The organism is Campylobacter sp., assembly GCF_030528245.1.
Taxonomy (GTDB): Bacteria; Campylobacterota; Campylobacteria; order Campylobacterales; family Campylobacteraceae; genus Campylobacter_D.
Window position 1 is genome coordinate 66,076 of the sequence record NZ_JAUMZG010000002.1, and the last position, 25,958, is coordinate 92,033.

The following is a 25,958-nucleotide window of genomic DNA, read 5'->3' on the forward strand; positions in this document are numbered from 1 at the left end:
ACAAAAAAACGCTTTGTAAATAATCAAGAATCTATTTTATTTTACACAATGGATTCTAAAAGCTATTATTTTGACCCAGAATCTATCCGTGTGCCTTATGAATCAACAAGTCGCATAGAGCACGCTAAAAAAAATGGAATCTTAAAAAATGGCAAAAGGTGGTATCCAAATGAAAATGGCAAACTCTGCCCTGATGTGTGGGAAATCACTAGCCAAAGACATAAGCAAAAAGTAAATGGCAAAACGCAAAAGCTCCACCACCCAACCATAAAGCCAAAAGAGATGATTGAGCGAATGATAAAGGCAAGCTCTAAAAAAGGGGATTTAGTGCTAGATTTATTTAGCGGAAGTGGAATGACAAGCCTGTGTGCTAGGGATTTAGGGCGGAATTTCATCGGCTGTGAGGCGAGTATTGAATATGTGGATTCTAGCTTAGATAAGGAGATAATAAATGACTGAATCTCATTTTACAACTGCATTATTAGGTATAAATCCTGCTTTAGAATGTTTAAAATTTCTTTATCACAGGGTGCTTAGAGATGATTATAGGGGTTTGCATAAATTGCAACATTATCGCTGGAGCGTGGAGTATATTAAAATTGTGCTAAAGCATTTACCAAAAGATACATTACTCTTACACACACAAGGCGATGTTTATGATAATTATAAATATAGTAGCGATGAGATAGAATTTTGTGAATATCTGCAAAATGTCAATAAAGATTTATTGACAATACAAAAAAGCATTACAGATATGGGTATGCGAAAAATTATTTTTGTAAATTTGCAGAGAATGGGGCTTATTGATAGATTTAATCATAAACAAGAGATTTGTTATATTGGCAAAACTTATCGCAATTATAGATATGTGAAAATCACACAAAGTGGCTTAGACTTTTTAGAATCTAAAAATATTTTTGAAGAGCAAAGAAACTTAGGAATCGCACTAGACTTTGTTTTTGGCGGGATAGTCCAAGATGTGCTAGATATAATAAATGCACTAAATCCTAGCTATTTAAGTGTAAGTGAAATGATGTTTTTTGTAAGCTTTTTATGCAAGGATTATCAAGACAAGATTCTAACAAAAGAAGTGATTATAGAGTTTATCAATGAATTTAGAAGCTTGAAAGCTAGACAAAAGGTGGTAGAAGATGTGGTAAATAAATTTTGTGTGCCGAAAAATTTTGATGGAAATAAAACACAAAAAAGAGATTTTCATAATTGGAAAAATGAAGCACAAACGCTATTTGATAGCTTTGATTTAATGGCGTTGTTTGAATATGATAGACAAAAGCAAAGGCTGCTGCTGAAAGCAAATATAAATGGTGAAAATATCATATTTAAGCGAAGCAATAGTATTAAACAAGAATATTTTAAGCAACACGAAGTGCAAAAAGATGTGTGCTTTGAACTTCACCATATCGTGCCATTTTATTATGCAAAAGATATTGACGCATTAAAAGCCATTGATAATTGGCAAAATCTCATTTATATTGATGCAAATTCTCATAAAATCTTTACACTTGATAAAAACGGCAAAAAGGCAATAAGGCTTAACTTTAAAGATAAAGATGCCCTGCTTGATAATTTAATGGGCGATGAAGTGGTTTTAAAATATATCGATAATATCCGCTATAAAATTGTCTTGCAAGAAAGAATGTTAAAATACAATAAAGCATTACTTGGTTTATAAATTTAAACTTATAATTCCTGCACTTTTAACGCTTCGCTTTGATGATGGGCGATTAAAGGCTCGATAAGCTCTAGTAAAATTTTTTCTAAATTCATCAAAACCCCGACTCGTGCAAAAGCTTAAAAATATGTGATTTGCCAATATGTCTGCAGCCATTAGTCGCAAGCGAGCTATACCTTATCCAATCTGCGTTCAAAAACAACTCATTAAGCTTTTCTTTTGGTGCATTGTCGTTATAAATAATCGCCACTCCGCTTTTATACTTGACTTGTGAAAAATCTTTTACCACCGCATTTTCTTTAAAAAATGTGCTTGAGAGATAAAAATTTGCCTTTTTATCAAAAATCCACTCCTTGCCACACTCTCTATTTTTTGCTAAAGACACGGTTACTACCTTTAGAATATCACTAAAAGGTTCTTGCTTTTCTTTTTGAGCATACCAGCTAAATTCTTGCCTCTCACTTTTATAATTTTTGCTCCAAATTTGAAAACAGCACTTCACATCTTTTTCCTTACCATTTTCAAGGTAAAAAGAATTATGTGGCAAAGATTCTTCGTAGAGTAAATGGAAATCTTTTATGCGGTAACGCACTGAGCCTTTACCCAAACTTTGAAAAAACATCGGCAAAATAAAACACACAAAATCCGCCCCCTTAGAATGCTTAATAAATTCTAGCGCCAACACCCCACGATGTCCAAAAGGAGGATTGCCTATCACAATTAAAGGCTTTTTGGGTAATTCAAATTTTAAATAATCGCCCTGCACAATATCAAATTTACTCGCATTTATATCAATGCCGATTTTAGATTCAGGCAAAAGTTTATAAAAGCACCCCTCGCCCACGCTAGGCTCAAGCCAAGTGTATTTATCTAAATTTTCATATTTTGCGATGATTTTTTTACTTTTTTCAAAAAGCGTTTTTGCAATCTCTGGCTTTGTAAAATACTCATCAAAGTGATTGTTTGCATTGCTTTTCATCACCCCACCATTGACATAGCGCAAATTCATCGCCCCCGCTCCAAAAAGTCCGCTCCAAAAATTTACCGCGCCATCCTATCAAGCTCCTCAACCACCACAGGCAACTCATAAAAACCATCCACATCCATAAAATGCCCCCCCTTTTCCCAAGCGATAAGCCTAGCGCCCAGGCCCTCTGCCACCTTGACACTGAGCTCATAAGGGACGATCTTATCATCCTTAGCCGTAAGCACCACAGACTTAGCGATGAGTTTTCTCAGTTTGGCGTAGTCGGGTTTTTGCGCGCTAAAGGCGTCCAAAACGGGCAAAATCGCCAGCTTCTCATCAAAGGGCGCGACCAAAAGCACTCCGCCGACCCTCCCCTTCACATCCGCTTGCGAAAGATAACGCAACAGGCTTATCCCCCCCAAAGAATGCGTGATAAAATAGCTCTCCTCATCAGCCTTCACCTCAGCCCTTAGAGCAGCAAGCCACTCCTCAAGCTTAGGCTCATCCGCATGAGGCAAATCAAGCGCCTTCACCTCATAGCCGCGTGCCTCCAGCTCACGTGCCACACTCGGTATCCACGCATACTGGCTTGAGCTTTTAAAACCATGCACGATATAAACATCCTTCGCGTAGGAAAAAACGGCAACAAGTGCCAAGAAAATCAATTTTTTCATCCCTTCTCCTTTTATAAAATTTCCCTCTGCCCCTTTGAGTCTGGCTCACTCAAAAAGCCCGTTTGCGCCAACTGCTCGATGATATTGGCCGCACGATTGTAGCCGATTTTAAGCCGTCTTTGCAGGTAGGAAATGCTCGTTTTATTGTCCTCAAGGATGACCCGCTTCGCCTCCTCATAAAGCTCATCAAGCCCCCCCTCAAGCCCCGCCGCGTCGCCCACGCTGACCCCTTGCTCATCCTTCAAAAAGCTCTCATCATACACCACCGCCTGCTGCGCTTTTAAAAATTCCACGATACGCTCGATCTCAAGCTCACTCGCAAAGGGCGCGTGAAGGCGCACGAGGTTATTACTGCCCGGCGGGGTGAAAAGACAGTCCCCCCGCCCCAAAAGGCTCTCGGCACCTTGCGCGTCCAAGATGACCTTGGAGTCGATTTTCTGCCCCACCTTGTAGGCTAGGCGGCTGGGTAAATTCGCCTTGATAAGCCCCGTGACCACATCCACAGAGGGCCGCTGCGTGGCCACGATGAGATGGATTCCGCTAGCCCTTGCCATCTGCGCTAGGCGCGCGATGTAAAATTCCACATCCTTGCCCGCCGTCATCATCAAGTCCGCCAGCTCATCGATGATCACCACGATGAAGGGCAGCTCCTCCTCGCCCTGCTCTTTCATCTTGTCGTTGAAATTTTCTATGTTTTTCGTCTTGGCATCGGCCATCAAGCGGTAGCGCCGCTCCATCTCCGCGACCATGTTGGAAAGGGCATTGACCGCCTTTTTTGGATCGGTGATGACGGGAGTGAGGAGATGCGGGATGTCATTATAAATGCTAAATTCTAGCATCTTAGGATCGATCATCAAAAGGCGCAAAGTCTTAGGGGAGTTGCGACAAAGGAGGCTCAAAAGCATGGCATTGATGCCCACGCTTTTGCCACTTCCTGTCGTGCCTGCGATGAGAAGATGCGGGAGCTTTTTGAGATCGGTTATGAAGGCGTTACCGACAATATCCTTACCCAAGGCCATCGTGAGCGGACTTTTGGCGTTTTTAAACGGCTCGCTTTCTAAAATTTCCCTCAGATAAATGGTCTGAATTTGCTCATTTGGCACCTCAATGCCCACCACATCCTTGCCCGGAATGGGCGCTTGGATGCGGATGGAGCGCGCCCTTAAAGCCATCGCTAAATCATCTTGCAAATTTAAGATGCGGCTGACCTTCACATCGGCACTGGGTCGGAATTCAAAGGTGCTCACCACAGGCCCCGTATAAGTACTGATCACATCGCCGCCGATCTTAAAGCGGCGCAGTTTTTCTAGCAAATCATAAATTTTTTTATCGATCTCCCTCTCATCGATCTCACAATTTTGCGCGCCAGGATGGATCAAAAATTCAAGCGGCGGAAGCTCAAAATCCCTAGGCGCCTCAAAATCCCCCCGCTCGATTTCTGCCAAAAGGGCCTGATTGAGAGCGATTTCCTTAGCCAAGATGGCCTTGGGATCCTCGCTTGAATTTTGCGGGGCCAATCCCTGCGAAGGGGGGGATGGTGGCGAAGGTTCTTCAGGGACAAATTCCTGCGGGGTCAAATCCTGCGCGGCGACTTCTTGCGAGGTGGTGGGCTGAGGGCTGGGCTGAGGGGCGAAATTCGGGGCGAAATTTTGCTCAGGCTCCAATTCGCTCGGCTCAAAATTTGATCCAAGCGCATCAAGGCTGATGACGCTAGGCGGCGGAGGGATGGAAAATTCAAGCTCCTCGACCACAGGCTCAAATTCTGCCGCACAATCGCTCCCCTCAAAGCTGTATTTGCTATCTTGCGCGAGGGGAGAAGGGAGGGCATCCTCTCTTTGCCTTTGAAGCCTTTGGCTCTGCTCGTATTCTTGCTGAAGCTTCGCGCTGTGCATGAGACTCTCGCGCTCTTGCAGTTCCTTGCTAAAAATTTTCGGTGCGCTTTCTTTCCTTGGACTTGGGATGGCGATATTTTTGCGTTGGTAGCTTGGCGCGTCCAAATTCGTCCGCTCCAGTGCGTCAAAATCTTGCTTTTTCTTGGGTTTTAAAAATTTTTCAGGTATCACATCTAGCTCCTCAGGGCTTATAAAATCAAATTCCTCATCCAAGGCGATCACACTCTTGCTCGCCTTACGCACGAAGGCCTGCACCTCTTCGGATCGCTCATGGATAAAGCTTTGAGGCGGCGCGTCCTCTTGCTTTGAGGTGGGTTGTGGGGCAGACGGCAGGGGGGGCTGAGGGGGTTGCAAGGCAGGTTGGGGCAAGGGCTGAGAAGGGGGATCTTGTGAAATTTCTTGCTCAAAATCCTCTCGTGCGAGCGAATTTGGCTGTGAGGGGGCCTCTTTTACGGGCTCTTGAATGGGCCTTTGCGGGGGGGCTTCTTGCAGGGACTGCGGCGGGTTTTGCGGAGCCTCCTCGCCGCCAAAAATTCGCATCAATGCTTTTTTTAGACCCTCTTCAAAACGTAAAAGAAAGTCCCAGCGGGGCTCAAAACCAAAGGCGATTTTGATGAAATTTGGAAAAAGCAAAACGATGGAAAAAAGCAAAAATAGAACGCCCAAAATCCCGCTTCCCACGCGTCCTAGCACAGCCCCAAACACTGTATAAATCAGCTCCAAAATAGCGCCGCTATCCCTGTAAAATACTGCAAACAAAAGCAGGGCGGCAAAAAGGGCAAGCCCCCAGCCAAAAAGCTCGGCGCGCCTGAAATTTTCTAGTTTGTAGCCCCTTTTAAAGGCGAGGTAATTGCCAACAAACAAAGCAAAGGGATAGTAAAAGCCAAATTCGCCAAAAAAAAACACATTCGCCCCGTAAAGCCAGGCTCCCAAACTTGGAGCTAGCATACAAAGGCAGAGGTAGAAAATGAGCAAAGAAGAACTGATGAAAATGGCCTCTTTTTTGATAGGAAATCCTTAAATTCAAATAAAAAGCCATTATAGCTAAAAGGGGTTATAGATAATTTAACAAACTCATTTGCGCTATGGTCGCGCTAGCCTTGAGTGAGGCTTGGTAGGCGATTTGCGTTTGCATGAGGTTCATCACGCTCTCACCATAGTCCGCATCGATGACGCCGCTTTTGATGCTTTGCACATTGACGCTTAAAAACAACGCGCGGGTATGGACGCTGTCGATATTATTATGATACGCGCCCATGGTGGTGTTGAGCTTGTTGATGTGATCGGCTAGATGGTCAAGCCGCTCCAAAGCGCCCTGCATACCTGTGTTTCGCGGATTATCTGAGGTGTGATCGGCCCTCATATCCCCCTGCAAAACCGCCTCTATCATCAGATCCAAATCCTTAATGATGTCCACATTGGGCTCGTCGATGGTTAGGGCATTATTTGCCTGAAAGACCAAATTCGCTCCGCCGTGCGTGCTAGCCGTGGTGGTGTAGGGAGGCACGGGAAATTTACCGCTGAAATTCCCATAGAGAGCTACATTGATATTCGTCCCTGTAGAAAGCCTATCGGTAACACTCATGCGACCCTTATAGTCCAGACTCACATCCACAGTGGCCTTCGAATCGCGTATCAAATTTTGCAGCATGTTGTAGTCATTTTGATTAATCAGTCCATTATTGGGCGTGATGCTTTGTGTGGGTAATTTATCACTGACAAACATCCCCACGATATCATTGAGCTGCTTGTAGGTGATGTCGTTGTTGTTAGTCACCATGCCGCTATTTCCCGTGGCAGGATTTGTGTGCATGATGGGAAAGGAGATGGTTTGAGGTGGGTTGGCTTGGTTGAGAAACGAGACGGTTTGGTTAGCAAAATTTATCGTAGCTTGGTAAGTATTACCACCTTTTGATTGTACTTGTAAGATCATGCGGTGATTGACATCCAAAGTGGTCGTCTCGCTAAGCTTGGTCGCTTCTGTGGCGTATTTGTTGCTACCTTTAATAACCTGAGGATAGTTTCCCACGACAGAATTTCCTTGCTTTTCAAAAAAGACATTATCATAATCACCCCCATCGCTAGGGTTATTACGCTCATCGGTCATCTTGCTGTGGATGAAGTCGGTGCGTTTGAGATGGATTTGAAAATTTTCGTTGTTGATTGTTATTGTTACGGGATTGGTGAGATTGCTCACACGGTTGCTATTTTCGGGACTAAGCTGCACAGGAGGCACGGGGGCTGGGACAGGCTCTAGGGCTTTTTGCATAATCATATTTGTGAGGTTTTCATTACTTATAGCAGGTTGAGCTTGCTTCATTTTTTCTTGGATATTTTGAAGATTTTGTTTATCAGTAAACTGCGGCGTGAAAGCCACAGCATGAAAGTCGAGCTTATTATTGCCCTCTTTGAGATCCGTGATGTGAATTTGACCGCTGTCGTTGATGTGGATGTCGACGACTCTATTTTCTTTGGTATTGCCGTAAAGATTGCCTATCTTTTCAAGCACATCTTCCATTTTATCCTCAGGCCCCACTAAAACCGCGCTTTTAAAGCTACTCCCATCAGGCTTTGTCCCCTGCACATAAAGGGCACTTGGGGGGAATTCTAGCTTGGTATCTTGCTGCTCAAAGTCCTTATCAATGTCGAGTTTATTATCTTGCACATAGCCCTGCCCGATGAGATTTTTCCAGGGTGTATCGCCCTTGAGGTAGGTTGTTTTTTCAGGGTTTTGTTTCAGATCGTAGCGATTGTCCGTAAGGCTTATATTGGTCGTAATCTGCTTTTTATAATCGCTATCAGCCTTGAAAAACAAATCATAGCCCGGGATATTGTAGGGGCTTTCTGTGCCTGCACCTGTAACGACATTGATATTATTTTTATCGCCAAAATAATTGCCCTTTGAGTCAAAAGGCTTGGTTGCAAGGTGCGCGCCAGAGAAAAGATACTGCCCATTGATGCTGGTGTTGGCTAGCTGGACGATATTTTCTTTGATGCGCTCAAGCTCCTTAGCGATGGCCTCGCGGGAGGTTTGGGAGTTGCTATCGGTCGCGGCTTGGGTCATTTTGACCTTGAAATTCTCAAGGAGCTTTGACATATCCTGCAAAGCCTTCATGCTATTTTGCGTCATCTCTTTGGCGGAATTTGTGCCGCTTTTGATTTGCTCTAGGGTTTTGAGCTCATACTCAAGCCGCGTGTTGTCGATATAAACGCTAGCATCCTCAAAGGAGTCCTGTATCTTAAGCCCAGAGGAGATTTGCTTTCTTATCTTGTCTAAAGCCACGGCGCCACCCATGGTGTTGCTGAGGGCGTTTGTGAAATTCAGTTTGTTGGTAACTCTCATTTTTTATCCTTAAATGATAATTTTCATCTCAAAACATTGCTATTATAGCTAAAGCAAAAAGCGTTCCTCATTCTTAAAACTCAACCACCATATCGGCAAAAATAAAGAATTTTTAAAGTAAAATCAATTATAATCCCCGCTTTACTCTAAAAGCCCAAGTGGTGGAACTGGTAGACGCGCTAGACTCAAAATCTAGTAAGGGCAACCTTGTGTCGGTTCGAGTCCGACCTTGGGCACCATACTGAATTTTCAAAAATACTTTCACAACTCATTTCATTGACATATCGACTCATGTACGGGCTTTATGTTTAAAATTTTATCAAGGCTTTCATTGTTATTGAATCTAAAGCCAAAACATAAAAATCATCAACTTAATTTTCAAATTATCTTAAATTTATCTTAAAGTTTTAAATTTCAAAGAATGTTTGCATAAAAATCAAATAGTTCTCATCTAGCAGAAGAATCGGCTTTGCTATTTTTTAGGATTAAAAATTTGGTTGCGAAGGGGAGATTTGAACTCCCGACCTTCGGGTTATGAGCCCGACGAGCTAACCACTGCTCTACTTCGCTACAAAATCAAAGATGGATGGGGTAAAGGGATTCGAACCCCTGATCACAGGACCAAAACCTGTTGCCTTACCGCTTGGCCATACCCCAAAATTGAAGTTGAGGATTATAGTTGATTCAAACATATTTGTCAAATTAATTCATTTTGTGTCAATAAAATTTAATAATCCCTTCAACGATAATCAAACAAATTCAAAAATTTCCGTGCCCGTTGGGTTTTAGGATTTTCAAAAAATTCCCCCGGCTCCGAGCTCTCCACCACACTCCCCGCATCCATGAAAATAATCCTATCCGCCACCGCCCGCGCAAAGCCCATCTCATGCGTTACGATGAGCATCGTCATGCCCTCCTTAGCTAAATTCAGCATCACCTCCAAAACTTCCCGCACGATTTCAGGATCCAGCGCCGCCGTCACCTCATCAAAAAGCATCAAAAGCGGATTCATGCAAAGGCTTCGCACGATGGCGATGCGCTGCTTTTGCCCCCCGCTTAGCTCACAGGGTTTTGCGTCCATTTTGTGCGCTAGTCCCACCTTTTCAAGCCACATCTTCGCCTCTTCCAAAACCTCCTCCCGCCTTCTTTTCTGCACCCGCAAGGGTCCCAAAAGAATATTCTCCCGCACGCTCAAATGCTCAAAAAGCTCATAAGACTGAAACACCATCCCCACCTTCTGCCGCATTTTCGTCCAATTTTTATAGCCGGGCGTGATCCTTTCCCCCGCGATGGTGATGACGCCTGAGGCGATTTCCTCCAGTCCATTGATGCAGCGCAGCAGGGTCGATTTCCCGCAACCACTGGGACCTAAGATCACCACAACCTCACTTTTTGCCACCTCCAAATTGATATCCCTCAAGGCCTGATGTGCCCCGTAGAATTTTTGCAAATTTTCTATTTTTAGCATTTCAACCCCACCTTTTTTCCAGCCTGCTCGCACACAAAGATATGGGATAACAAATAAAAAAATACATCATAAAAATCAAACCGTAAATCACAAAGGGCGCGAGATCGTTTTGATTGTGAAATTCTATGATTTGCTGCCCCACTTTCACAAGCTCCACCGCACCGATGAGGTAGGCGAAAGTCGTGCTTTTGATGATGCGCGTGAGCAAATTCATACTCATGGGCGTGAGCCTCCTAAGCGCCTGGGGGATGATGATGAAAACATAGCTTTGCAAGGGGTTTAGCCCCAGAGCGGCGGCTGACTCATACTGATGACGCGGGATACTTTGCAAGGATGCTCGCACCAAATCCATCATCTCAAAGCTCCCCCAAATGCTAAAAACCACGATGGTCGCGCCCACGCTGCTTAAGTCCCAGCCAAACCACCGCGAAAAGCCAAAATACACCACAAAAAGCCACACCAAAAGGGGCATCACTCGCACAAATTCAAGCCCCAAACGAAGAAACGCGCGCAGATAAGCACCACCTAAACGCATCAAAACGCCCAGCATCAGCCCCCCAAAAGAAGTGATGAGCGTGCTGAAAAAAGAAATTTCAAGAGTGATGAAAAGCCCCTCGCCAAGCCTTGAAAGCGTGTTGGAATTTAAAAAATCAAGCATGAGTGAGCCTTTTTTCAAAGAACCAAAGCCCCAAAGAAAGCGGCAAAATGATGAGCAAATACCCCAAAAAAAGCATGAGCAAAAGCTCATCGGTCTTGTAGGTGAGGGAATTTAGCCCCTTCATGAGGGTTACTAAATCGGGCAGGGCGATGATGCTCACCACTGAGGTTTCTTTGATGAAAAAAATGACATTCGCACTCAGGGCGGGTAGGGCCACGCGCAGGGCTTGGGGCAGGACGATAAAGCGCAAAATCCCCCACGCACCAAAGCCCAAGGCTAGTCCCGCCTCAAACTGCTGCCGCCGCACCGCCTCAAAGCCCGCCCTCAAGGCCTCAGCCATATAAGAGCCACCCAGAAAACTAAGCCCCACCACCGCGCAGGCAAAGGCAGGGCGGAGAATTTCATCCACAGAGAGGCAAAGCGTGGATAAAAGGGGCCAATGCTCCAAGCGCACCCCCAGCTTGGGCAGGGCGTAGTAGAGGAAAAAAAGCTGGATCAAGAGGGGGGTGTTCCTTGAAAATTCAATGTAAATTTGACACAGGGCCGTAAAAAATTTCAGCTTGAAAAAGCGCATCAAAACGCAAAAAAAACCGATGAGTAGGGCAAAAATCGCCCCCAAAAAACCAAGCTTTACCGTCAGCCAAGCCGCAGCCAAAAAGGCAGGAGTGTGCGTCAAAATAAAATCAAAATCCACACGCCCCGCCTTCCCCACCCTTGAAGGCGATGAAGGTTTCAAAATTCGCCCATTTGAAAAGGATTTCCACCCGCTCAAAGCCCGCATGTTTCAAAAGTGCTAAGTTTTCCCCCTCACTGTAGGGCACGAGGACATTTTCCAGAGCCTCCCTTTTAGCAGCGATTTCAAGGAGGCTATAGCCCTGCTTTTGCTTGTATTTTTCGTGAATGTCGTTGATATTTTTTGCCATTTTGCTCCCCTCATAAAGGATTTTCTCGCTCATTAAAAAAATCCCACTCTCGCTTAAATTTTGATAAATTTTATCCACCAAGGCCTGTCTTTTCGGGGGTCTTATAAATTGCAAGGTGTAGGTCGCGATGAAGATGTCGTTTTGAAAAAAATCCAGCGCGTCCAAGGATTTTTCAAAAAATTCAATCCGCGCTCCATAAGCAGCGGCCTTGTTTTTCGCAAATTCTAGCATCGCCGCAGCGCTATCAACCCCGCTTAGAACAAGATCTGGCCGCTTTTGAAAGAGGGCTAGGAGGAAATTCGCGCTCGCACAGCCCAAATCGCACACCCTAGCTCCCGCACAGGCCAGGCAGCTTAAAAGTTCTGCGCAAAGCTCTAAATTTTCGCGGTAAAAGGGCACAGAGCGCTCGATCATATCATCAAACACGCTAGCAACCTCACGGTCAAACTCAAACTGCTTTTTCGCGCCCCTCTTGAAAAGCTCATCCCTCATCTCACCCCCTCAAAAATGCCGCTTCAAAGGGCTTTTTTAAAAATTCTTTAGCCCTTTTTATGTCCGCTGAAATTTGTTGTTTCAAATCCTGCAAATTATCAAATTTTTCATTCTCGCGCAAAAAACTGAGAAAAAAAATTTGCAGGGCCTCACCCTCCTCCACCTCCTGTGAAAAGGGCTCTAAAATATGCGTCTCAAGGCTAAGCTCCCCATCGCTCCCCCGCAGGCCCAAAAAAATCACACCAGCATAAAGCCCCCCCCTCACCCTGCAAAAGCCCGCATAAACGCCAAATTTAGGCAAAAAATAGCCCTCGCTTTTTAAATTCAGGGTCGCAAAAAGCTCGCGCCTGCCAAGCCCCTGCCCCCGCACAAGCCGCCCCTTGATGCTGTAAAATCGTCCCAAAAATTCCGCCGCCCTAGCCACCTCGCCCTCGCTTAAAAGCCGCTTGATCATCTGAGTGTGCACCGAGAGCCCATCCCGCTTGAATTCGGGCACGATGAGGGTTTTTATCCCGCTTAGGGTCTCGATGTCTTCTGCTTGATGGAGGCGATTTTTCCCAAAACGAAAATCATAGCCCACCACGATGAGCTCTAAATTTTTAAATTTCTCCCTCAAAAGGCGCAAAAATTCCTCCCCACTCAAATCCTTCACACTCTCAAAATCAAGCTCCACCGACAAGATCCCCGAAAGAAGCTCCCTTTGCGCCCCATCACAAAGCTTCTTGCTCTTAAATTTATTGATGATCACCAGGGCGCTCTCCTCCCCCCTCAAATGCTCCAAAAGCTTTTCATGCCCCAAGTGAAGCCCGTCAAAGCAGCCCAAGGCGATGCGCCTAATCCTTGCAAAAGTGGTAGAAGTGCTCAACATTCCCCTCCTTTCCCGCAAGGCTTGAGACGCTTTGATTTTTCAAAACCCAGCCCAAATTCGCGCAAGCCTTTTCAAAATCCTCCCTCGCGCGGATGATGCTTTTTGCATCCCTCAAAACGCCCTTTTTGTCCCTTTTTGCCTCCCTTCCCACTTCAAATTGAGGCTTGAAAAGCAAGATCAAATCCTTCCCCGCCGCCCCATCCAAGGCGGGCAGAAGCTTTAAAAGCGAGATGAAGCTCACATCGCAGGTTAGCAGCTCAAATTTTTCCTCGCTCTTAAAGGCCCTAAAATCCGTATTTTCAAGGCTTCTCACCCGCTCATCCCTCCGCAGTGTCCCATCCAACTGCCCCGCACCCACATCCACGGCAAGAACCGACCTCGCTCCCCGTGCTAGCAAAACCTGCACGAAGCCCCCCGTGCTAGCACCCACATCAAGACAGCTTCTCCCCCGCACACAAAGCCCCGTCTGCTCCAAAAAATCCCGCAGTTTTAAGGCCGCGCGCGAGACATAAATGGGCCCCAAAAGTCTTAAATTTAAGCCGCGATCATCCATCAGCGCCTCAGGCGTTTTAAAGACGCTAAGGGCACTGACATCAAAAGAGGGCTTGAAAAATTTATCATTGAGCGCGATTTGCTCGGCTTTGATAAGCTCCAAAGCCCTATTTCTGCTGATCCCAAGGCGCCTAGCGGCGAAGTCATCATAGCGCACGGCTTTCCTCCACAAGGCGCAAAAATTCCTCCTCATTAAGGCAGGTAAGCCCCAGTTTTTTAGCCTTTTCAAGCTTAGAGCCAGCCGCTGTGCCAAAAAGCACAAAATCCGTTTGCGCCGACACGCTAGAGCTAACCCTCCCTCCCAAATCCTCAATAAGGGCCTTAAATTCATCCCTCGGGCGTGAAAGAGTGCCGGTGAGGACAAAGCTTTTGCCACTGAGGGGGCCCTTTGGGGCTGGGGCGGAATTTTGCACCAGGCGCAAAAGCGCGTAAAAAGCCTCTATCCTTGCTGCATTGACCCGTGCGAATTCGGCCACGCTCAGAGCCATTTGCTCCCCAAAGCCCTCCAAATTTTTATAGGCCTCAAAATCCTGCCTGTGCCAGTCTTTGCCAAAATTTAAAGCCAGCTTTTTCGCCGCCACCTCGCCGATATGCTCGATGCCCAAAGCCGTGATGAAGCGGTAAAGCTCGCAGTCCTTCGCCGCCTCGATGGCCCTTAAAAGCTTGGTGATTTTCCTTTCCTTAAAGCCTTCCAAATTTTCAAAATCCCCCGCCTGAAGGTGGAAAATGTCCTCGAGGGAGTTGATCTTCCCCCTTGCGTGCAAGAGCTCCACGATGCTAGCGCCTAGCCCGTCGATGTTGAGGCATTTTTTGGAGACGAAATAAATCATCGCCTCCACAAGCCTCGCCTTGCAGTCTAAATTCTGGCATTTGATCAAGGCTCCCTCGTCAAGAAGCGCTCCCTCGCACTCGGGGCAAAATTTAGGACGAGGGATTTCGCGCTCAAGTCCCGTCCTCCTGTCCTTAAAAACGCTGGTGATTTTGGGGATGACATCGCCGCTTCTTATGATGCTGACAAAATCACCAACCCTCACATCAAGCCGCCCGATCTCGTCAAAATTATGCAAAGAAGCAGATTTTACCACGACCCCGTCCAAATTCACAGGCTCCAAAACCGCTACGGGCGTGATTGCCCCGCTGCGTCCTACTTGCAAACTCACTCCCAAGAGGCGGGTGGTTTTTTCCAGAGCGGGGAATTTGAAAGCCGCCATGAAACGCGGAAATTTCACCGTGTAGCCAAGCGCCTCGCAAAGGGCCAAATCATCCACGCGCACGACCATGCCATCCATCATCATGGGCTTTTCATCGCGCCCCTTCAAAAGCTCCTCATAGGCCGCTAACACGGCCCTTAAGTCCTCGCAAAGCCGCACGAAATCATCCTTCAAAAAGCCAAGCTCACGCACGAAATTCATAAGCTCGCCGTGCTTAGAAAAGCTCAAGCGATGCGCGCCCACGCCCCAAGGATAAAAGCGTAGCCTCCTTTGAGCCGTTACCCGGACATCAAGCTGGCGCAGGCTGCCGCTGGCGGCGTTTCGGGGGTTGGCGAAGGGGGGCTGATTTTGCTCCATTCTGGTGCGATTTAGCGCTTCAAAATCCTCCTTAAAAATCACCACCTCCCCGCGAATTTCTATCCGGTCTTTGTGGGGGATGGTTTTGGGGATATTGTCGATTTCTAGAGCGTTGAGGCTCACATCCTCGCCCACTTTGCCATCCCCCCTAGTCGCGGCCCTGATGAGGGCGCCATTTTCATAAAGCAGATTGAGGCTCGCCCCATCAAATTTAGGCTCGATGAAAAATCCCCGCTCGCATCCTGCACGGCGCGCCCACGCCTCAAGCTCCGCCGCGTCAAAAACATCCTCCATCGACCACATCGGGCTGAGGTGGGGGGATTTTTTAAAGGCACTCTGCAGGGCAGGGGCGACCTTTTGCGTGGGGGAGTGCGCGGCGATGAGGGTGGGATTGGCCGCTTCAAATTCCCTAAGCTCCCTGATGAGCGCGTCATACTCCGCATCGCTAGCCAGGGGCGCATCCTCCTCGTAATACGCCCTCATCCAAGCATTGGCTAGGGCTACTTTTTTGAGATAGTCATTCATCGGCACTCCTTGCAAAGGTCTTTGTATTCTTTCAAAAAATAATATTTTGAGTTGGTTTTAAGCTGGATGCGAAGCTTTTTATTCGCCTCGCACCACCGATCGATGCACCTTCTAAGCCTCCTGTAGATCCCTTTCTCCTCTTGATTTTTTCTGACATTAAAGCGCTCGTGATCTTTTGAGCTGTCCTTCCAAACGATGTAAAAATAGAAATCATAATCCTGCATTTTTAAATTCTTTGCCTCAAAAAGCCCTTTCAAAAAGTCAAAGCTGTCGCAAAATTTCCCCTCAAGCTCAGCTTGCATTTTGCTGATTTCCTCATAGTGAGAATTCTTAAACTCCACACAATAAATCCCATCATCTTTGCCGATATAAAGGGCGTCAAAACGCTTGCCTCTCAAGCGCTCGTGATCCTCAAAGCAATAAATCTCCCTCTGGCTTTGACACAAAAACGCCTCCCCATCGCGACTCGTTTCTTTGAGGCTTTTTTGATAGGGTGAAAATTCATTTTTAAGAAGTGTCAAATCCGCCATCAGCCCAATCCATGCAGGGTATGAAAAACGCTATTGAGCCTCTCATAAATCAGATCCAGCGTCCTTTCATCATCCCCCACTTTTTCGATGCGTCCCTCACGGGCAAAATGAAAATGCAAGCAGGCTCTGTGCTTTTTGCCGTAGCGATAGAGGGCTTCTAGAAAATTGGGGCTATGGGAGTGGATGAGGATGGGGATGGCTTGACGCGAAAGCAGGACTAAAATTTCGGCAAATTTTAGCTGCCAGATGGGATGGAGGTGGTTTTCAGGCTCGTCAAAGATGAGAAAGCCGCGCGGGGTGATGCGATTGTTGTGCAATAAAATTTGCAAAATGCCAAATTGCTTGATGCCCGTGGCGACATTTTCCATAGAAAATTTTTGGTGATTTTTGTAAAATTTATACGCTGAGAGTGGATTTTCTCTCGCAAAATGCCCCCCGATGATTTGAGCGATGTCTTGGACGAAGCGCTGCATTTTTTTATTTTCCCTCCTCATGGGCTGGTAGGATTTAAAATACAAATCCCACGACAAGTAAGGGTAGGGGATCTGCCTCATGCTCTCGCCCAAAAATGAAGCGTTCCCCTCCGCACGATGCACCGCGTCAAAAAAACCGAGCAAATCCAAAACCAAGGGCCCGGCTATGAAAGTGCAGTCCTTGTAGCCAAGATGGCTTTTTTTGGTGGAATTTTCACAATTGCCATCGCGCAAACGGAGGCGGTAAATGTCCGCGCCATCCTGCGAAATTTCCACCTCTGCGCTGCCGTATAGCTCGCCCGCAAAGATACGCCTGCAAAAAATGGGCCAAGTTTCTTGGAGGGTTTTTTTTTGATGATGCGCGGCATTGTCAGCCTTGATCAGGGCCATCAAAACCTTCCCCACGGTGCTTTTTCCCGTATCATTCTCCCCAGCAATGACCGAAATCCCCCCCAGATGCACCCTAGCCTCTTGGATGCAGGATAAATTTTTGATGCTTAAAATCCTCACCCGCACCCCCTCATAAGATGACCCCTTCATAAGCCTGATGCAGGGCAAAAAGCTGCTTGTGCTCTTTCAAATCGTGAGTCCTGATGATGCTAGCGCCGTTTTCGTGCGCCCTCAAATGCAAATACAAACTCCCCGCCAAACGCTCCTCAACCGCGCTTTTAAAATGGGCATCGATGAGGCTCTTTCTGCTAGCGCCCACAAGCAGGGGCCTTTCAAAATGCAAAAAATGCTCCAAATGCTTGATGAGAAGCATATTATGCGCTGCCCTCTTGCCAAAGCCTATGCCCACATCCAAAACCACCTCCACACCCTCCAAAAGCTCAAGCCGCTGGGCAAAAAAATCCTCAAGCTCCAAAAGCACATTGTCATAATGCGGATTATCCTGCATATCGTGCGGGGAATTTTGCATGTGCATCAGGCAATAACCCGCCCCATAACGGCGCGCCAAACCCGCCAAGGCCACATCTTGCAGTCCCGTGATGTCGTTGATGAATTTAAAGCCCTTGTTGAGGGCGTATTCGACGCAGTAGGCATCAAAGCTATCGAGGCTAAAAATGCTTTTTTGATGATAATTTTTCGCATCGATGAGGTCCAAAACTCTTTTAAGCCGCGCGAATTCCTCCTCGCGGCCACAGTAAAGGCTCCCGGGCCTTGAGCTTACCGCCCCCACATCGATAAAATCAGGCTCCAAGCTTAAAAGCTCCTCCAATCTTTGCTGGGCGTTTTGAGGATTCACGCGACTTTGGGGATTGAAGCTATCATCATTGACATTCATCACGGCCATAAGCCTCACTTTTTGAGGCTTTGTGAAACTTTTTTGCAAAAATTTGGCCAGAATTTTGAGCCCAAAATCCTGCTGTTTTTCCTTGATGGCGAGTTTGATCATTTGCTCCTCATTAGCGATTAAAAGGGCGCTGGACGCACCCACCCTGCCCGTGATAACCTCCTTATGCGTTACGAGCTCAGCGCCCACCCTCAGCGCGTCTTGTTTGAGGATATTGGCCGCGGGTGCGGATAAATTTTCGATGAAAATGAAATGCAGCTTGCTCTTTTTTTGCATGATTTTCTGCCCCATTTTGTGCGGACTGACGAGGGAGCAAAGCAAGTCAAAATCGGTATTGGGGTTGAGTTTTAGGCACTTCATTTGAGGCTCTTGGCATGGATGTTTAAAAGCAGGGTGGCTAAAAGGGGGCCGCTCTTGGTGTTAAGCGCGCAAAGCTCATAGGCCTGATAAAAAAATTCAAGCTCCTGCGCGTCAAAATCGCAAATTTTAACCCCCGCCTCGCCCAAGGCCACGATCAAGCGCGAAAGTTCATTTTTGTCTAAATTTTCTCGCCCTTTCAAAAAGTCAAAAATGGCCCTCAAATCAAGCCTTTCAAGCTCTAAATTCAAAGGAGCTTTTTCCCTTTCTTTTTTACGTTTTTCGCAAATGAGGCGCGATTTTATGGTCGGCAGGAGTAAATTTTTTGAGGGCAGGACGATGAGAAATTTGATGTTTTTAGGCGGCTCTTCCAAAAGCTTTAGCAAAAAATTTTGCGCCTCGTTTCTAAAATTTTGCGCCATCAAAACGATGATCTTCTCCTGCGCTTCGGCGATGTAACTTTCCTTTTCCACCGCCCTAGCATCCTCTAGCAAAAAATCAACCGCAGGTTTTTGAGGGATGAACCTCAAAGAATTCGCGCCCCATTTTGCCACAAGCTCCTCCCTCACGCCCTCAAAATCATCGCTGATTAAAATTTTACTCACAAAGATCAAAGGCTGACTTTAGAAAATAAAATCGCATCCAAACTCTTGTCAAAAAGCTGATACAAGCTGACGAGCTTGAGATCCAAATCCGCGTCTTTGGAGTTGAGATAAAAGCTATTTTGCAGCTGCTCATCAAAAAGCCAAAGCAGGCTATCGTCCTTGGAGCGGGCGATGAGGGACTTTTTATCGCTAGCCGTGCCGATGTAAAAATACACATAGCCCTTGGGAAAACTAAGCTCGAGCAGATCGTTAAGCAGGGCAATGTCCTCGCTTGTTTTGATTGGGGTGCGGCAAAGGGTCCTTAAGGATACGAAGGGCAGCATGGGCCGGGTAGGCTTGGCGTTGATGTGCTGCAAAAAATACTCCTCATACCACGCCCTTTTTTCATCACAAAACACGACAAAGGCCCGCCCTTCCAAGAGGTATTTCAGCCGCGCAGCCATGAGGGGCGCCCACTCCAAGCGACGATCCTCCATCCACGCCATGAAATTCCCACCATTTCTAATGTTCTCCAAGGTCCAGCTTAAAAAATCGCTCATCGATCCAGCTCGTAAGCCTCATGCAGAGCTCTGACGGCTAGCTCGCCGTATTTTTCATGCACGATGAGGGAAATTTTAATCTCGCTCGTAGAAATCATCCCGATATTAATGCCCTCAGTCGCCAAGGCCCTAAAGGCCTGCGAGGCCACACCTGAGTGCGACTTCATCCCCACACCCACGACAGAAACTTTCACCACCGCACTATCGCTCTCCATCACGACCCTGCTGCCCAGAATTTCACGTAGGGTATTTTTGGCCAGATCCAGCTCATTTTCAGGCACGGTAAAGCCCAAATTGGTCGCCCCATCCAGCCCTACATTTTGGATGATCATATCCACATTGATGTTTTGCGCGGCTAGGGCTGAAAAAATTTCCGCAGCGATGCCGGGCCTGTCCTCGATATTTCTCAAGGTGATGCGCGCCTGATTTTTATCCAAGGCTATGCCGCTCACCAAGGCCTTTTCCATTCCGTCCTCTTTCATGATCATCGTCCCCTCGTTGTTGTTAAAACTGCTTCGGGTGACCAAATTCACCCCCAATTTTTTCGCAAGCTCCACCGAGCGATTTTGCAGAACCTTCGCCCCCAAGCTCGCAAGCTCCAGCATCTCCTCGTAAGAAATTTTATCCAGCTTTTTTGCCTTGGGCTCGATGCGAGGATCGGTCGTATAAACCCCGTCCACATCGGTGTAAATTTCACACAAATCCGCCCCCAAGGCTCCCGCCACCGCCACCGCGCTCAGATCGCTCCCCCCGCGTCCTAGGGTCGTAACCCTCCCCTCCTCATCCACGCCCTGAAATCCCGCGATGATGACGATGAAATCGCTCTGCAAGGCCCTTAAAATTTCCCCCGTGTCGATGTGCTCGATCCTAGCCTTCGTGAAAACGCTATCGGTTTTGATGCCAGCATTCCTACCCGAAAAGGCCACCGCCTTAAAGCCCTTTTCATTGAGGGCGATGGAAAGCAGGGCGGACGTTACCCTCTCGCCGCTACTCAAAAGCATGTCCATAGCGCGCCCATCAGGATTTTTGCTGAAATACTCAGCCTGCTCGATGAGGCTGTTGGTCACCCCGCTCATCGCCGAAACGACCACCACAAGCCTATGCCCCGCCCTAGCGCTCTGTATCACGCGCTGCGCCACCGCCTCGATGCGCTCTAAATTCCCCACGCTCGTCCCGCCGTATTTTTGCACCACTAGCATCCAATATAACCTTTCTCTTCAAAATACCCAAGCACCTCCAAATAAAGTCGCTTTTTAAAGTGATTGATCCATTTGGAAATTTCCCTCGCTTGCACGAAGCGGTAAGCGTCAAATTCTGGGTTTTTGGTGCGGATGTTGATTGTCGCGCTCGGCTTGAGACGCACCAAAAAATACCGCTGAATTTGCCCATCGTAAGGATACATTTTAGAAACGACCTTGTCGGGAAAATCGTAACTGAGCCACTTGGGATACTCGGCGATGATTTCGACTTTGTCCGTGCCGATCTCCTCTTTAAGCTCCCTCAATAAAGCCGCTCTCGCATCCTCCCCCTCATCGATGCCCCCTTGCGGAAATTGCCAAATCCCATCCATATCGCTCCTTCTGGCGATGAAAATTTCACAGGCGAAAGGATAAGCGCTTGAAAGGACGATGGCGGCGACATTGGGGCGGTATTTTTTAGTCTTTTTCACTCTTAAATTCTTTCAAAAAACTTAAAGCCTTCTTGCAACTTTTCTTGCGAATTTTAATTAAAATTACCCAACCAATTTTAAATTGCAAAGGTTTTCGTGCATTTTTACCTCCACATCCCTTTTTGCGAAAGCAAGTGCCACTACTGCGCCTTCACAAGCCTCAAAAAAAAGGGCTACGAAAGGGCTTATTTTAGGGCTTTGAAAGAGGACATTCTTTTTCATCTTGAGCGCTTTGAATTGTCCCCAAATTCCATCAAAACCCTCTTCATCGGCGGCGGGACACCAAGTTGTGCTGATGCAGAACATTACGCCGAAATTTTTGAGCTTTTATCCCCTTTTTTGCAAAAAAACGCCGAAATAAGCTCTGAGGCCAACCCCAACTCCGCCTCGCTCAAATGGCTTAAAACGATGAAAAGCTACGGGCTTAACCGCATTTCCTTTGGCGCGCAGAGCTTCAGTGAAAAAAAACTGCAATTTCTGGGGCGCATCCACGATGCGAAGATGGTGGAAAAAGCCCTTGAAAACGCTGCAATTTCAGGTCTCAAAAAGGTGAATTTGGACCTCATTTACGACACCGCTCTGGATGATAAAAAAATGCTTGAATTTGAGCTTTCACATTTAGCGCGCCTAAGGCCCCTCATCACGCATCTTAGCGCCTATCATCTCGCGCTTGAGCCACGGACCGCCTTCGCAAAAAGGCCCTCATTTAAAAAAAACGCCCCCAATTTGGCGCGCCATTTCATCCAAGCAATCAAAAATTTAGGCTTTTTACAATATGAAATCAGCAATTTTGCCGCGGGGAAAAATCAAATTTGCCAGCACAACCTCGCCTACTGGCAGGGCAAAAACTACCTAGGCTGTGGGCTTAGCGCGGTGGGTTTTTTTGACAAAAAGCGTTTTTACACGCACCAAACGCTCAAATCCTACCTTGAAAATCCTTGCTTTAGGACCGAAGAAAGCTTAAGCGATGAAGATTTGAGGCTTGAGAGAATTTTTTTGGGGCTTAGGAGCTCTTGGGGCGTGAGGAAGAGCGTCTTAAATTTAGAGCAAAGAAAAAGGGCGCAAATTCTCGTGCGGGCCAAAAAGCTCCTCTTTAAAAATTCCCGCTACCACAACCCCAACTTCCTCCTAAGCGATGCCCTAGCTCTTTACCTAGCGTAAAGAAAATTAAGCTAAAATAAGCGCTTTCAACGCAAAAGAGGGTTTTTGATGAGTATGGGTGAGATCATCGTCATTTTAATCATCGCCGTTTTGATTTTAGGGCCGGACAAACTGCCCGATGCTGCCGTAAAAATCGCTAAATTCATCAAGGCGATCAAGCGCAATATCGACGATGCCAAGGCCGGGCTTGAAAAGGAAATCCGCATCAAAGAGCTGCAAGATGAGGCGAAAAAATACCAAGACGAGCTTTCTTTAAGCCATGAAAACATCCGCAAAAAGCTTAGTTTTGAGGAATTTGACACGCTCAAGCGGGACATTTTGGACAAAACGCGAGTGGATTTGAGCCTTGATGGCAGGGAGATGCGGCCGAAAGAAAGCGCGGAGAAAAGCGATGTTTGAGGAGCTGCGTCCGCATTTGATCGAGCTGAGAAAAAGGCTACTCATCAGCGTTTTGTGCGTGGGAGTGATGTTTTTCATCTGCTTTGCTTTCAACGCAAAAATCCTCGCCATCCTCACCCTACCCCTTGAGGCCGTGCTGCCTGAAATTGCCAAGCAAATCAACTTCATCGAAGTGCAAGAGCCGCTTTTTACCGCGATGAAGGTATCGTTTTTCACCGCCTTTCTCATCGCTTTGCCGGTGATTTTTTGGCAGTTTTGGCGCTTTGTCGCGCCCGGACTTTACGATAATGAAAAGCGCCTCGCCCTGCCCTTCGTGCTTTTTGCGAGCACGATGTTTCTTTTGGGAAGCCTGTTTTGCTATTTTGTGGTCGTGCCCTTCACCTTCAAATTTCTCATCGACTTTGGCGCCAATGTGCAAAATTTCAAGCCCGTCATCAGCATAGGCTCTTATGTGGGCTTTTTCACCAAGCTCATGATAGCCTTCGGCTTGGCCTTTGAAATGCCCGTGATAACCTATTTTTTCGCCAAGCTCGGCCTTATGGATGATGATTTTTTAAAGAGGAATTTTAGAATCGCCGTTTTAGCGATCTTCATCTTCGCCGCGCTCATGACCCCGCCTGATGTCTTCTCACAATTCATGCTAGCCCTGCCACTTTGTGCGCTTTATGGCCTCTCCATACTCATCGCCAAAAGGATCAATCCCGCCCCAAAAGATGAAATTTAAAGGACTCAAATGGAAAACGACGGCTATGTGAAATCAAGCGATTATGAGGATTTGTATTTTGACACCCTAAACCCCCACATCATCAATCTCAACCTCCTCCTCGCTGGCTTCAAGCCCGTGCGTTGCGGGGATTATCTAGAGCTGGGCTTTGGTATGGGGCGCTCCCTCATCACGAACGCAGTGTGCGGCGCGGGGAATTTTTTCGGCACGGATTTCAATCAAAACCAAGTGCGATTTGCGAGAAAAATTTGCGAGGAGGCTGCAATCCCCAACCTCACCCTCTACCATGATAGCTTTGAGGAGCTTTTAGCGCGCTTGAGGAAGATGCGCGAGGATGGCCTTGAGGTGGGCTTTGACTTCATCACGCTTCATGGAATTTACTGCTGGGTGAGTTATGAAAATCAGCAAACCATCCTAAGCATCATCGAGGAGTTTTTGCGTCCCGGCGGCGTGGTTTATGTGAGCTACAATTGCCTACCCGGCAAGGCTAAGGCTATGAACGCGCGACAAATTTTCAAGCGCTTTGCTGACAATGAAGGCACTGAGGATTTTAGGGAAATTTTTGCCTTCACGGAAAAATTTGCAAGGCTAGACCCTCAAAGCGAGAAAAATAAGGACATTTTAAATTTAATCGCCGAGTGGCGCCACGCCCACCCCACCTACTTATCGCATGAGTTTTTAAACGACTCTTGGCATTTGCCCTATTTTTACGATGTGGCCTTGGCGATGCAAAAAAGGGGCTTAGAGTGGGCTTGTGAGGATGTTTTGGCCTATCATTTTAAGCGACTTAGCCCCGAGCAGGAGGACTTCCTCAAGGGCTTGAGAGGGAAAAATTTCAAAGAGCAGATGCGGGATTTTATCGTCGATAAGGATTTCCGCTACGATTTGTATGTCAAAAATCCCACCCGCTTGAGCAAAAAAGAGGTTCAAAGCACCTTTTTGGAGCTTTCATTTTCCCTCGCAGACTACCCCACCACTGAGCATTTTGAGCACTGCACCGATGAGGTCAAATTCGCCTACGCTCAAATCATCGCAAAATTTGAGCGGGATGATTTCGCGCCCAAAAAGGCAAAAAATTTATTTTTAAAAGAGCTTGATTTTCACACCAACGCCTCGATTTTAAACAACCTAACCACCCTAAGACTCCTCATCCTCCACACAAAAAGCCAGGCCACCGCCACCATCCGCCGCTACAATCACCTCACCCTGCAAGGCCAAACCCAAGGCGAAAACATCCTCGCTCACGGGGGGGGGGGGGGGGGGTAATGCTTGGCGGTGGGGTTAAAATTTTTTTTCGGCGGTACGTGTAGGGCTGGGAGCTTAGGACTGTGTTTGAGGAAATTTATGCCGATGAGGATCTGAGTGCCCTAAGCGGGGCGCAGGCGTGCAAAAGCAAAGAAGAGGCCTTTTTCCACCTCAGCACGCTTTATAAAAAATTCCTCAAACGCCTCCCCATACTCCAAAGGCTAGAGCTCTTTTGATGTGCGAGGATCTAAGGCTCTCAAGCTACGACTACGCGCTGGATAAGGGCCTCATCGCCTCCCGTCCGGCACACCCCAAAGAAAGCGCCAAGCTCCTCGTTTATGAGAGAAAAAGCGCCAAGATCACGCATAGTTTTTTTGCAAATTTAGGCGATTTCCTGCCCCCTTGCGCGCTCATCTTCAACGACACCAAGGTCATCAAAGCCCGCATTTACGGCCACAAAGAAAGCGGTGCCAAAGTGGAGCTCCTCCTCCACGCGCCCCTGAGCCCTCAAAATTTCCTCGCACAAATCAAGGGCCGCGTGAGAGTGGGTGAAATTTTGCATTTCAAGCGTGGCTTGATGGCAGAAATTTTAGAGCTTTTGGAGGATGGCTTGCGCGTGGTGCGCCTAGTGCAAGAGGGGCGCGTTTTGGAGCCGGGCGCGCTTTATGCCCTACTGGATGAAATCGGCCACACCCCCCTGCCGCCCTACATCAAAAGAGCGGATGAAAAAAGCGATGAAAGGGACTATCAAAGCATTTTTGCGAAAAATTTAGGCGCCGTGGCTGCGCCGACTGCGAGCCTGCATTTTAGCGAGGCGATGGTGGAAAATTTAAGCCAAAAGCACGCAATTCACACCCTCACCCTCCACATCGGCGCAGGCACCTTTAGGGGCGTAGAATGCGAAAACATAGCCCTTCACAAGATGCATAAAGAATTTTTCCACATCCCGCCCCAGACCCGCGCCCTCATCGACTCAAAATCCCCCCTCCTCTGCGTAGGCACCACAGCGGCTAGAAGCGTGGAGCATTACGCTAGGACGGGGCTTTTTAGCGGGGAGTGTGATTTGTTTTTACACCCGCAAAATTTACCCCTGAGGGTGGATCATCTGCTGACCAATTTCCACCTGCCCCGCTCCACGCTCATCATGCTCGTAGCGGCCTTTGTGGGGCGTGAGAGGATCTTAGCGCTTTACAGGGAGGCGATGCGGGAGAACTACCGCTTTTATTCTTACGGCGATGGGATGCTGATTTTGTGAGTTTTTTTGTAAAATCGTTTTGAAATTCAAAAAAGGCCATTCAATGAAAAACATCGTGCTTTTGGGAGCGAGTAATTGCCTGAT

The 25,958-nt window shown here is 47.1% G+C and carries 26 protein-coding genes and 3 tRNA genes; 9 read left to right on the top strand and 20 right to left on the bottom strand.

Going from position 1 to position 25,958, the window contains the following annotated elements:
- On the top strand, window positions 1-459 hold a 459-nt coding region (locus Q4A73_RS00915; RefSeq protein ID WP_303205555.1), incomplete at its 5' end, for a site-specific DNA-methyltransferase.
- The gene (locus tag Q4A73_RS00920) at window positions 452-1,693 is read left to right on the top strand and encodes a hypothetical protein (protein WP_303205556.1); all 1,242 of its coding nucleotides are present in this window, start codon (window positions 452-454) and stop codon (window positions 1,691-1,693) included. The genes Q4A73_RS00915 and Q4A73_RS00920, both read left to right, overlap by 8 nt.
- Before the next feature lie 94 nt (window positions 1,694-1,787).
- On the opposite strand, the gene Q4A73_RS00925 is transcribed toward Q4A73_RS00920, so the two are convergent.
- The 4 genes from Q4A73_RS00925 to flgL all read right to left on the bottom strand — a co-directional run bounded on the left by Q4A73_RS00925 (window position 1,788) and on the right by flgL (window position 8,569).
- Complete coding sequence (locus Q4A73_RS00925; protein ID WP_303205557.1) at window positions 1,788-2,702, bottom strand: SAM-dependent methyltransferase; 915 nt, start codon at window positions 2,700-2,702, stop codon at window positions 1,788-1,790.
- Between the two features lie 32 nt (window positions 2,703-2,734).
- Window positions 2,735-3,334: an alpha/beta fold hydrolase gene (locus Q4A73_RS00930; protein WP_303205558.1), complete on the bottom strand. Its 600-nt coding sequence runs from the start codon at window positions 3,332-3,334 to the stop codon at window positions 2,735-2,737.
- An 11-nt stretch (window positions 3,335-3,345) separates the two neighbouring features.
- Window positions 3,346-6,174, bottom strand: coding sequence for a DNA translocase FtsK (locus tag Q4A73_RS00935; protein ID WP_303205580.1), 2,829 nt, complete (start codon window positions 6,172-6,174; stop codon window positions 3,346-3,348).
- A gap of 106 nt (window positions 6,175-6,280) precedes the next feature.
- On the bottom strand, window positions 6,281-8,569 hold the full coding sequence (gene flgL / locus Q4A73_RS00940; protein WP_303205559.1) for a flagellar hook-associated protein FlgL: 2,289 nt from the start codon (window positions 8,567-8,569) through the stop codon (window positions 6,281-6,283).
- A gap of 152 nt (window positions 8,570-8,721) precedes the next feature.
- Between flgL and Q4A73_RS00945 the strand changes: the two genes are divergently transcribed.
- Window positions 8,722-8,808, top strand: a tRNA-Leu gene (locus Q4A73_RS00945).
- A 255-nt stretch (window positions 8,809-9,063) separates the two neighbouring features.
- Here the strand turns inward: Q4A73_RS00945 and Q4A73_RS00950 are convergent.
- From Q4A73_RS00950 to Q4A73_RS01025, 16 genes are all read right to left on the bottom strand, one after another.
- Window positions 9,064-9,139 (bottom strand) — tRNA-Met (locus Q4A73_RS00950).
- A 13-nt stretch (window positions 9,140-9,152) separates the two neighbouring features.
- Window positions 9,153-9,226: transfer RNA gene (locus Q4A73_RS00955), tRNA-Gln, on the bottom strand.
- An 82-nt stretch (window positions 9,227-9,308) separates the two neighbouring features.
- Entirely contained in the window at window positions 9,309-10,037 is a 729-nt protein-coding gene (locus Q4A73_RS00960) for an amino acid ABC transporter ATP-binding protein (RefSeq protein WP_303205560.1), read from the bottom strand.
- 1 nt (window position 10,038) lies between these two features.
- Complete coding sequence (locus Q4A73_RS00965) at window positions 10,039-10,695, bottom strand: amino acid ABC transporter permease (RefSeq protein WP_303205561.1); 657 nt, start codon at window positions 10,693-10,695, stop codon at window positions 10,039-10,041.
- Window positions 10,688-11,389 (bottom strand): amino acid ABC transporter permease, encoded by a 702-nt coding sequence (locus tag Q4A73_RS00970; protein WP_303205562.1) that lies wholly within the window; start codon window positions 11,387-11,389, stop codon window positions 10,688-10,690. Before Q4A73_RS00970 ends, Q4A73_RS00965 begins: the two co-directional genes overlap by 8 nt.
- Entirely contained in the window at window positions 11,379-12,110 is a 732-nt protein-coding gene (gene cmoA / locus Q4A73_RS00975) for a carboxy-S-adenosyl-L-methionine synthase CmoA (RefSeq protein WP_303205563.1), read from the bottom strand. Before cmoA ends, Q4A73_RS00970 begins: the two co-directional genes overlap by 11 nt.
- Window position 12,111: 1 nt before the next feature.
- A complete protein-coding gene (locus Q4A73_RS00980; protein WP_303205564.1) occupies window positions 12,112-12,978 on the bottom strand; it encodes a bifunctional riboflavin kinase/FAD synthetase in 867 nt (288 codons plus the stop codon).
- On the bottom strand, window positions 12,944-13,687 hold the full coding sequence (locus tag Q4A73_RS00985; protein ID WP_303205565.1) for a TlyA family RNA methyltransferase: 744 nt from the start codon (window positions 13,685-13,687) through the stop codon (window positions 12,944-12,946). Before Q4A73_RS00985 ends, Q4A73_RS00980 begins: the two co-directional genes overlap by 35 nt.
- Window positions 13,677-15,629 (bottom strand): NAD-dependent DNA ligase LigA, encoded by a 1,953-nt coding sequence (gene ligA, locus Q4A73_RS00990; RefSeq protein WP_303205581.1) that lies wholly within the window; start codon window positions 15,627-15,629, stop codon window positions 13,677-13,679. The genes Q4A73_RS00985 and ligA overlap by 11 nt, the downstream gene beginning before the upstream one ends.
- On the bottom strand, window positions 15,620-16,153 hold the full coding sequence (locus tag Q4A73_RS00995) for a hypothetical protein (protein ID WP_303205566.1): 534 nt from the start codon (window positions 16,151-16,153) through the stop codon (window positions 15,620-15,622). Before Q4A73_RS00995 ends, ligA begins: the two co-directional genes overlap by 10 nt.
- Window positions 16,153-17,184, bottom strand: coding sequence for an AAA family ATPase (locus Q4A73_RS01000; RefSeq protein ID WP_303205567.1), 1,032 nt, complete (start codon window positions 17,182-17,184; stop codon window positions 16,153-16,155). Before Q4A73_RS01000 ends, Q4A73_RS00995 begins: the two co-directional genes overlap by 1 nt.
- Window positions 17,147-18,280, bottom strand: coding sequence for a dihydropteroate synthase (folP, locus tag Q4A73_RS01005; RefSeq protein ID WP_303205568.1), 1,134 nt, complete (start codon window positions 18,278-18,280; stop codon window positions 17,147-17,149). The genes Q4A73_RS01000 and folP overlap by 38 nt, the downstream gene beginning before the upstream one ends.
- Window positions 18,277-18,888, bottom strand: a complete 612-nt coding sequence (locus tag Q4A73_RS01010) for a DNA polymerase III subunit delta' (RefSeq protein ID WP_303205582.1) — start codon at window positions 18,886-18,888, stop codon at window positions 18,277-18,279. The genes folP and Q4A73_RS01010 overlap by 4 nt, the downstream gene beginning before the upstream one ends.
- The gene (locus tag Q4A73_RS01015) at window positions 18,888-19,421 is read right to left on the bottom strand and encodes a HobA family DNA replication regulator (RefSeq protein ID WP_303205569.1); all 534 of its coding nucleotides are present in this window, start codon (window positions 19,419-19,421) and stop codon (window positions 18,888-18,890) included. Before Q4A73_RS01015 ends, Q4A73_RS01010 begins: the two co-directional genes overlap by 1 nt.
- Entirely contained in the window at window positions 19,418-20,620 is a 1,203-nt protein-coding gene (locus Q4A73_RS01020) for an aspartate kinase (protein ID WP_303205570.1), read from the bottom strand. The genes Q4A73_RS01015 and Q4A73_RS01020 overlap by 4 nt, the downstream gene beginning before the upstream one ends.
- Entirely contained in the window at window positions 20,614-21,090 is a 477-nt protein-coding gene (locus Q4A73_RS01025; protein ID WP_303205571.1) for an RNA pyrophosphohydrolase, read from the bottom strand. The genes Q4A73_RS01020 and Q4A73_RS01025 overlap by 7 nt, the downstream gene beginning before the upstream one ends.
- A 96-nt stretch (window positions 21,091-21,186) precedes the next feature.
- Here Q4A73_RS01025 and hemW point away from each other — a divergent pair, with 96 nt between their 5' ends.
- The 6 genes from hemW to queA all read left to right on the top strand — a co-directional run bounded on the left by hemW (window position 21,187) and on the right by queA (window position 25,874).
- Entirely contained in the window at window positions 21,187-22,251 is a 1,065-nt protein-coding gene (gene hemW / locus Q4A73_RS01030) for a radical SAM family heme chaperone HemW (protein ID WP_303205572.1), read from the top strand.
- Window positions 22,252-22,299: 48 nt separating this feature from the next.
- Window positions 22,300-22,650 (top strand): Sec-independent protein translocase protein TatB, encoded by a 351-nt coding sequence (tatB, locus tag Q4A73_RS01035; protein WP_303205573.1) that lies wholly within the window; start codon window positions 22,300-22,302, stop codon window positions 22,648-22,650.
- A complete protein-coding gene (tatC, locus tag Q4A73_RS01040; protein WP_303205574.1) occupies window positions 22,643-23,374 on the top strand; it encodes a twin-arginine translocase subunit TatC in 732 nt (243 codons plus the stop codon). Before tatB ends, tatC begins: the two co-directional genes overlap by 8 nt.
- Window positions 23,375-23,383: 9 nt before the next feature.
- Complete coding sequence (locus Q4A73_RS01045) at window positions 23,384-24,640, top strand: class I SAM-dependent methyltransferase (RefSeq protein ID WP_303205575.1); 1,257 nt, start codon at window positions 23,384-23,386, stop codon at window positions 24,638-24,640.
- Between the two features lie 62 nt (window positions 24,641-24,702).
- Window positions 24,703-24,855, top strand: coding sequence for a hypothetical protein (locus Q4A73_RS01050; protein WP_303205576.1), 153 nt, complete (start codon window positions 24,703-24,705; stop codon window positions 24,853-24,855).
- Complete coding sequence (queA, locus tag Q4A73_RS01055) at window positions 24,855-25,874, top strand: tRNA preQ1(34) S-adenosylmethionine ribosyltransferase-isomerase QueA (protein WP_303205577.1); 1,020 nt, start codon at window positions 24,855-24,857, stop codon at window positions 25,872-25,874. Before Q4A73_RS01050 ends, queA begins: the two co-directional genes overlap by 1 nt.
- Window positions 25,875-25,958 lie beyond the last annotated feature (84 nt).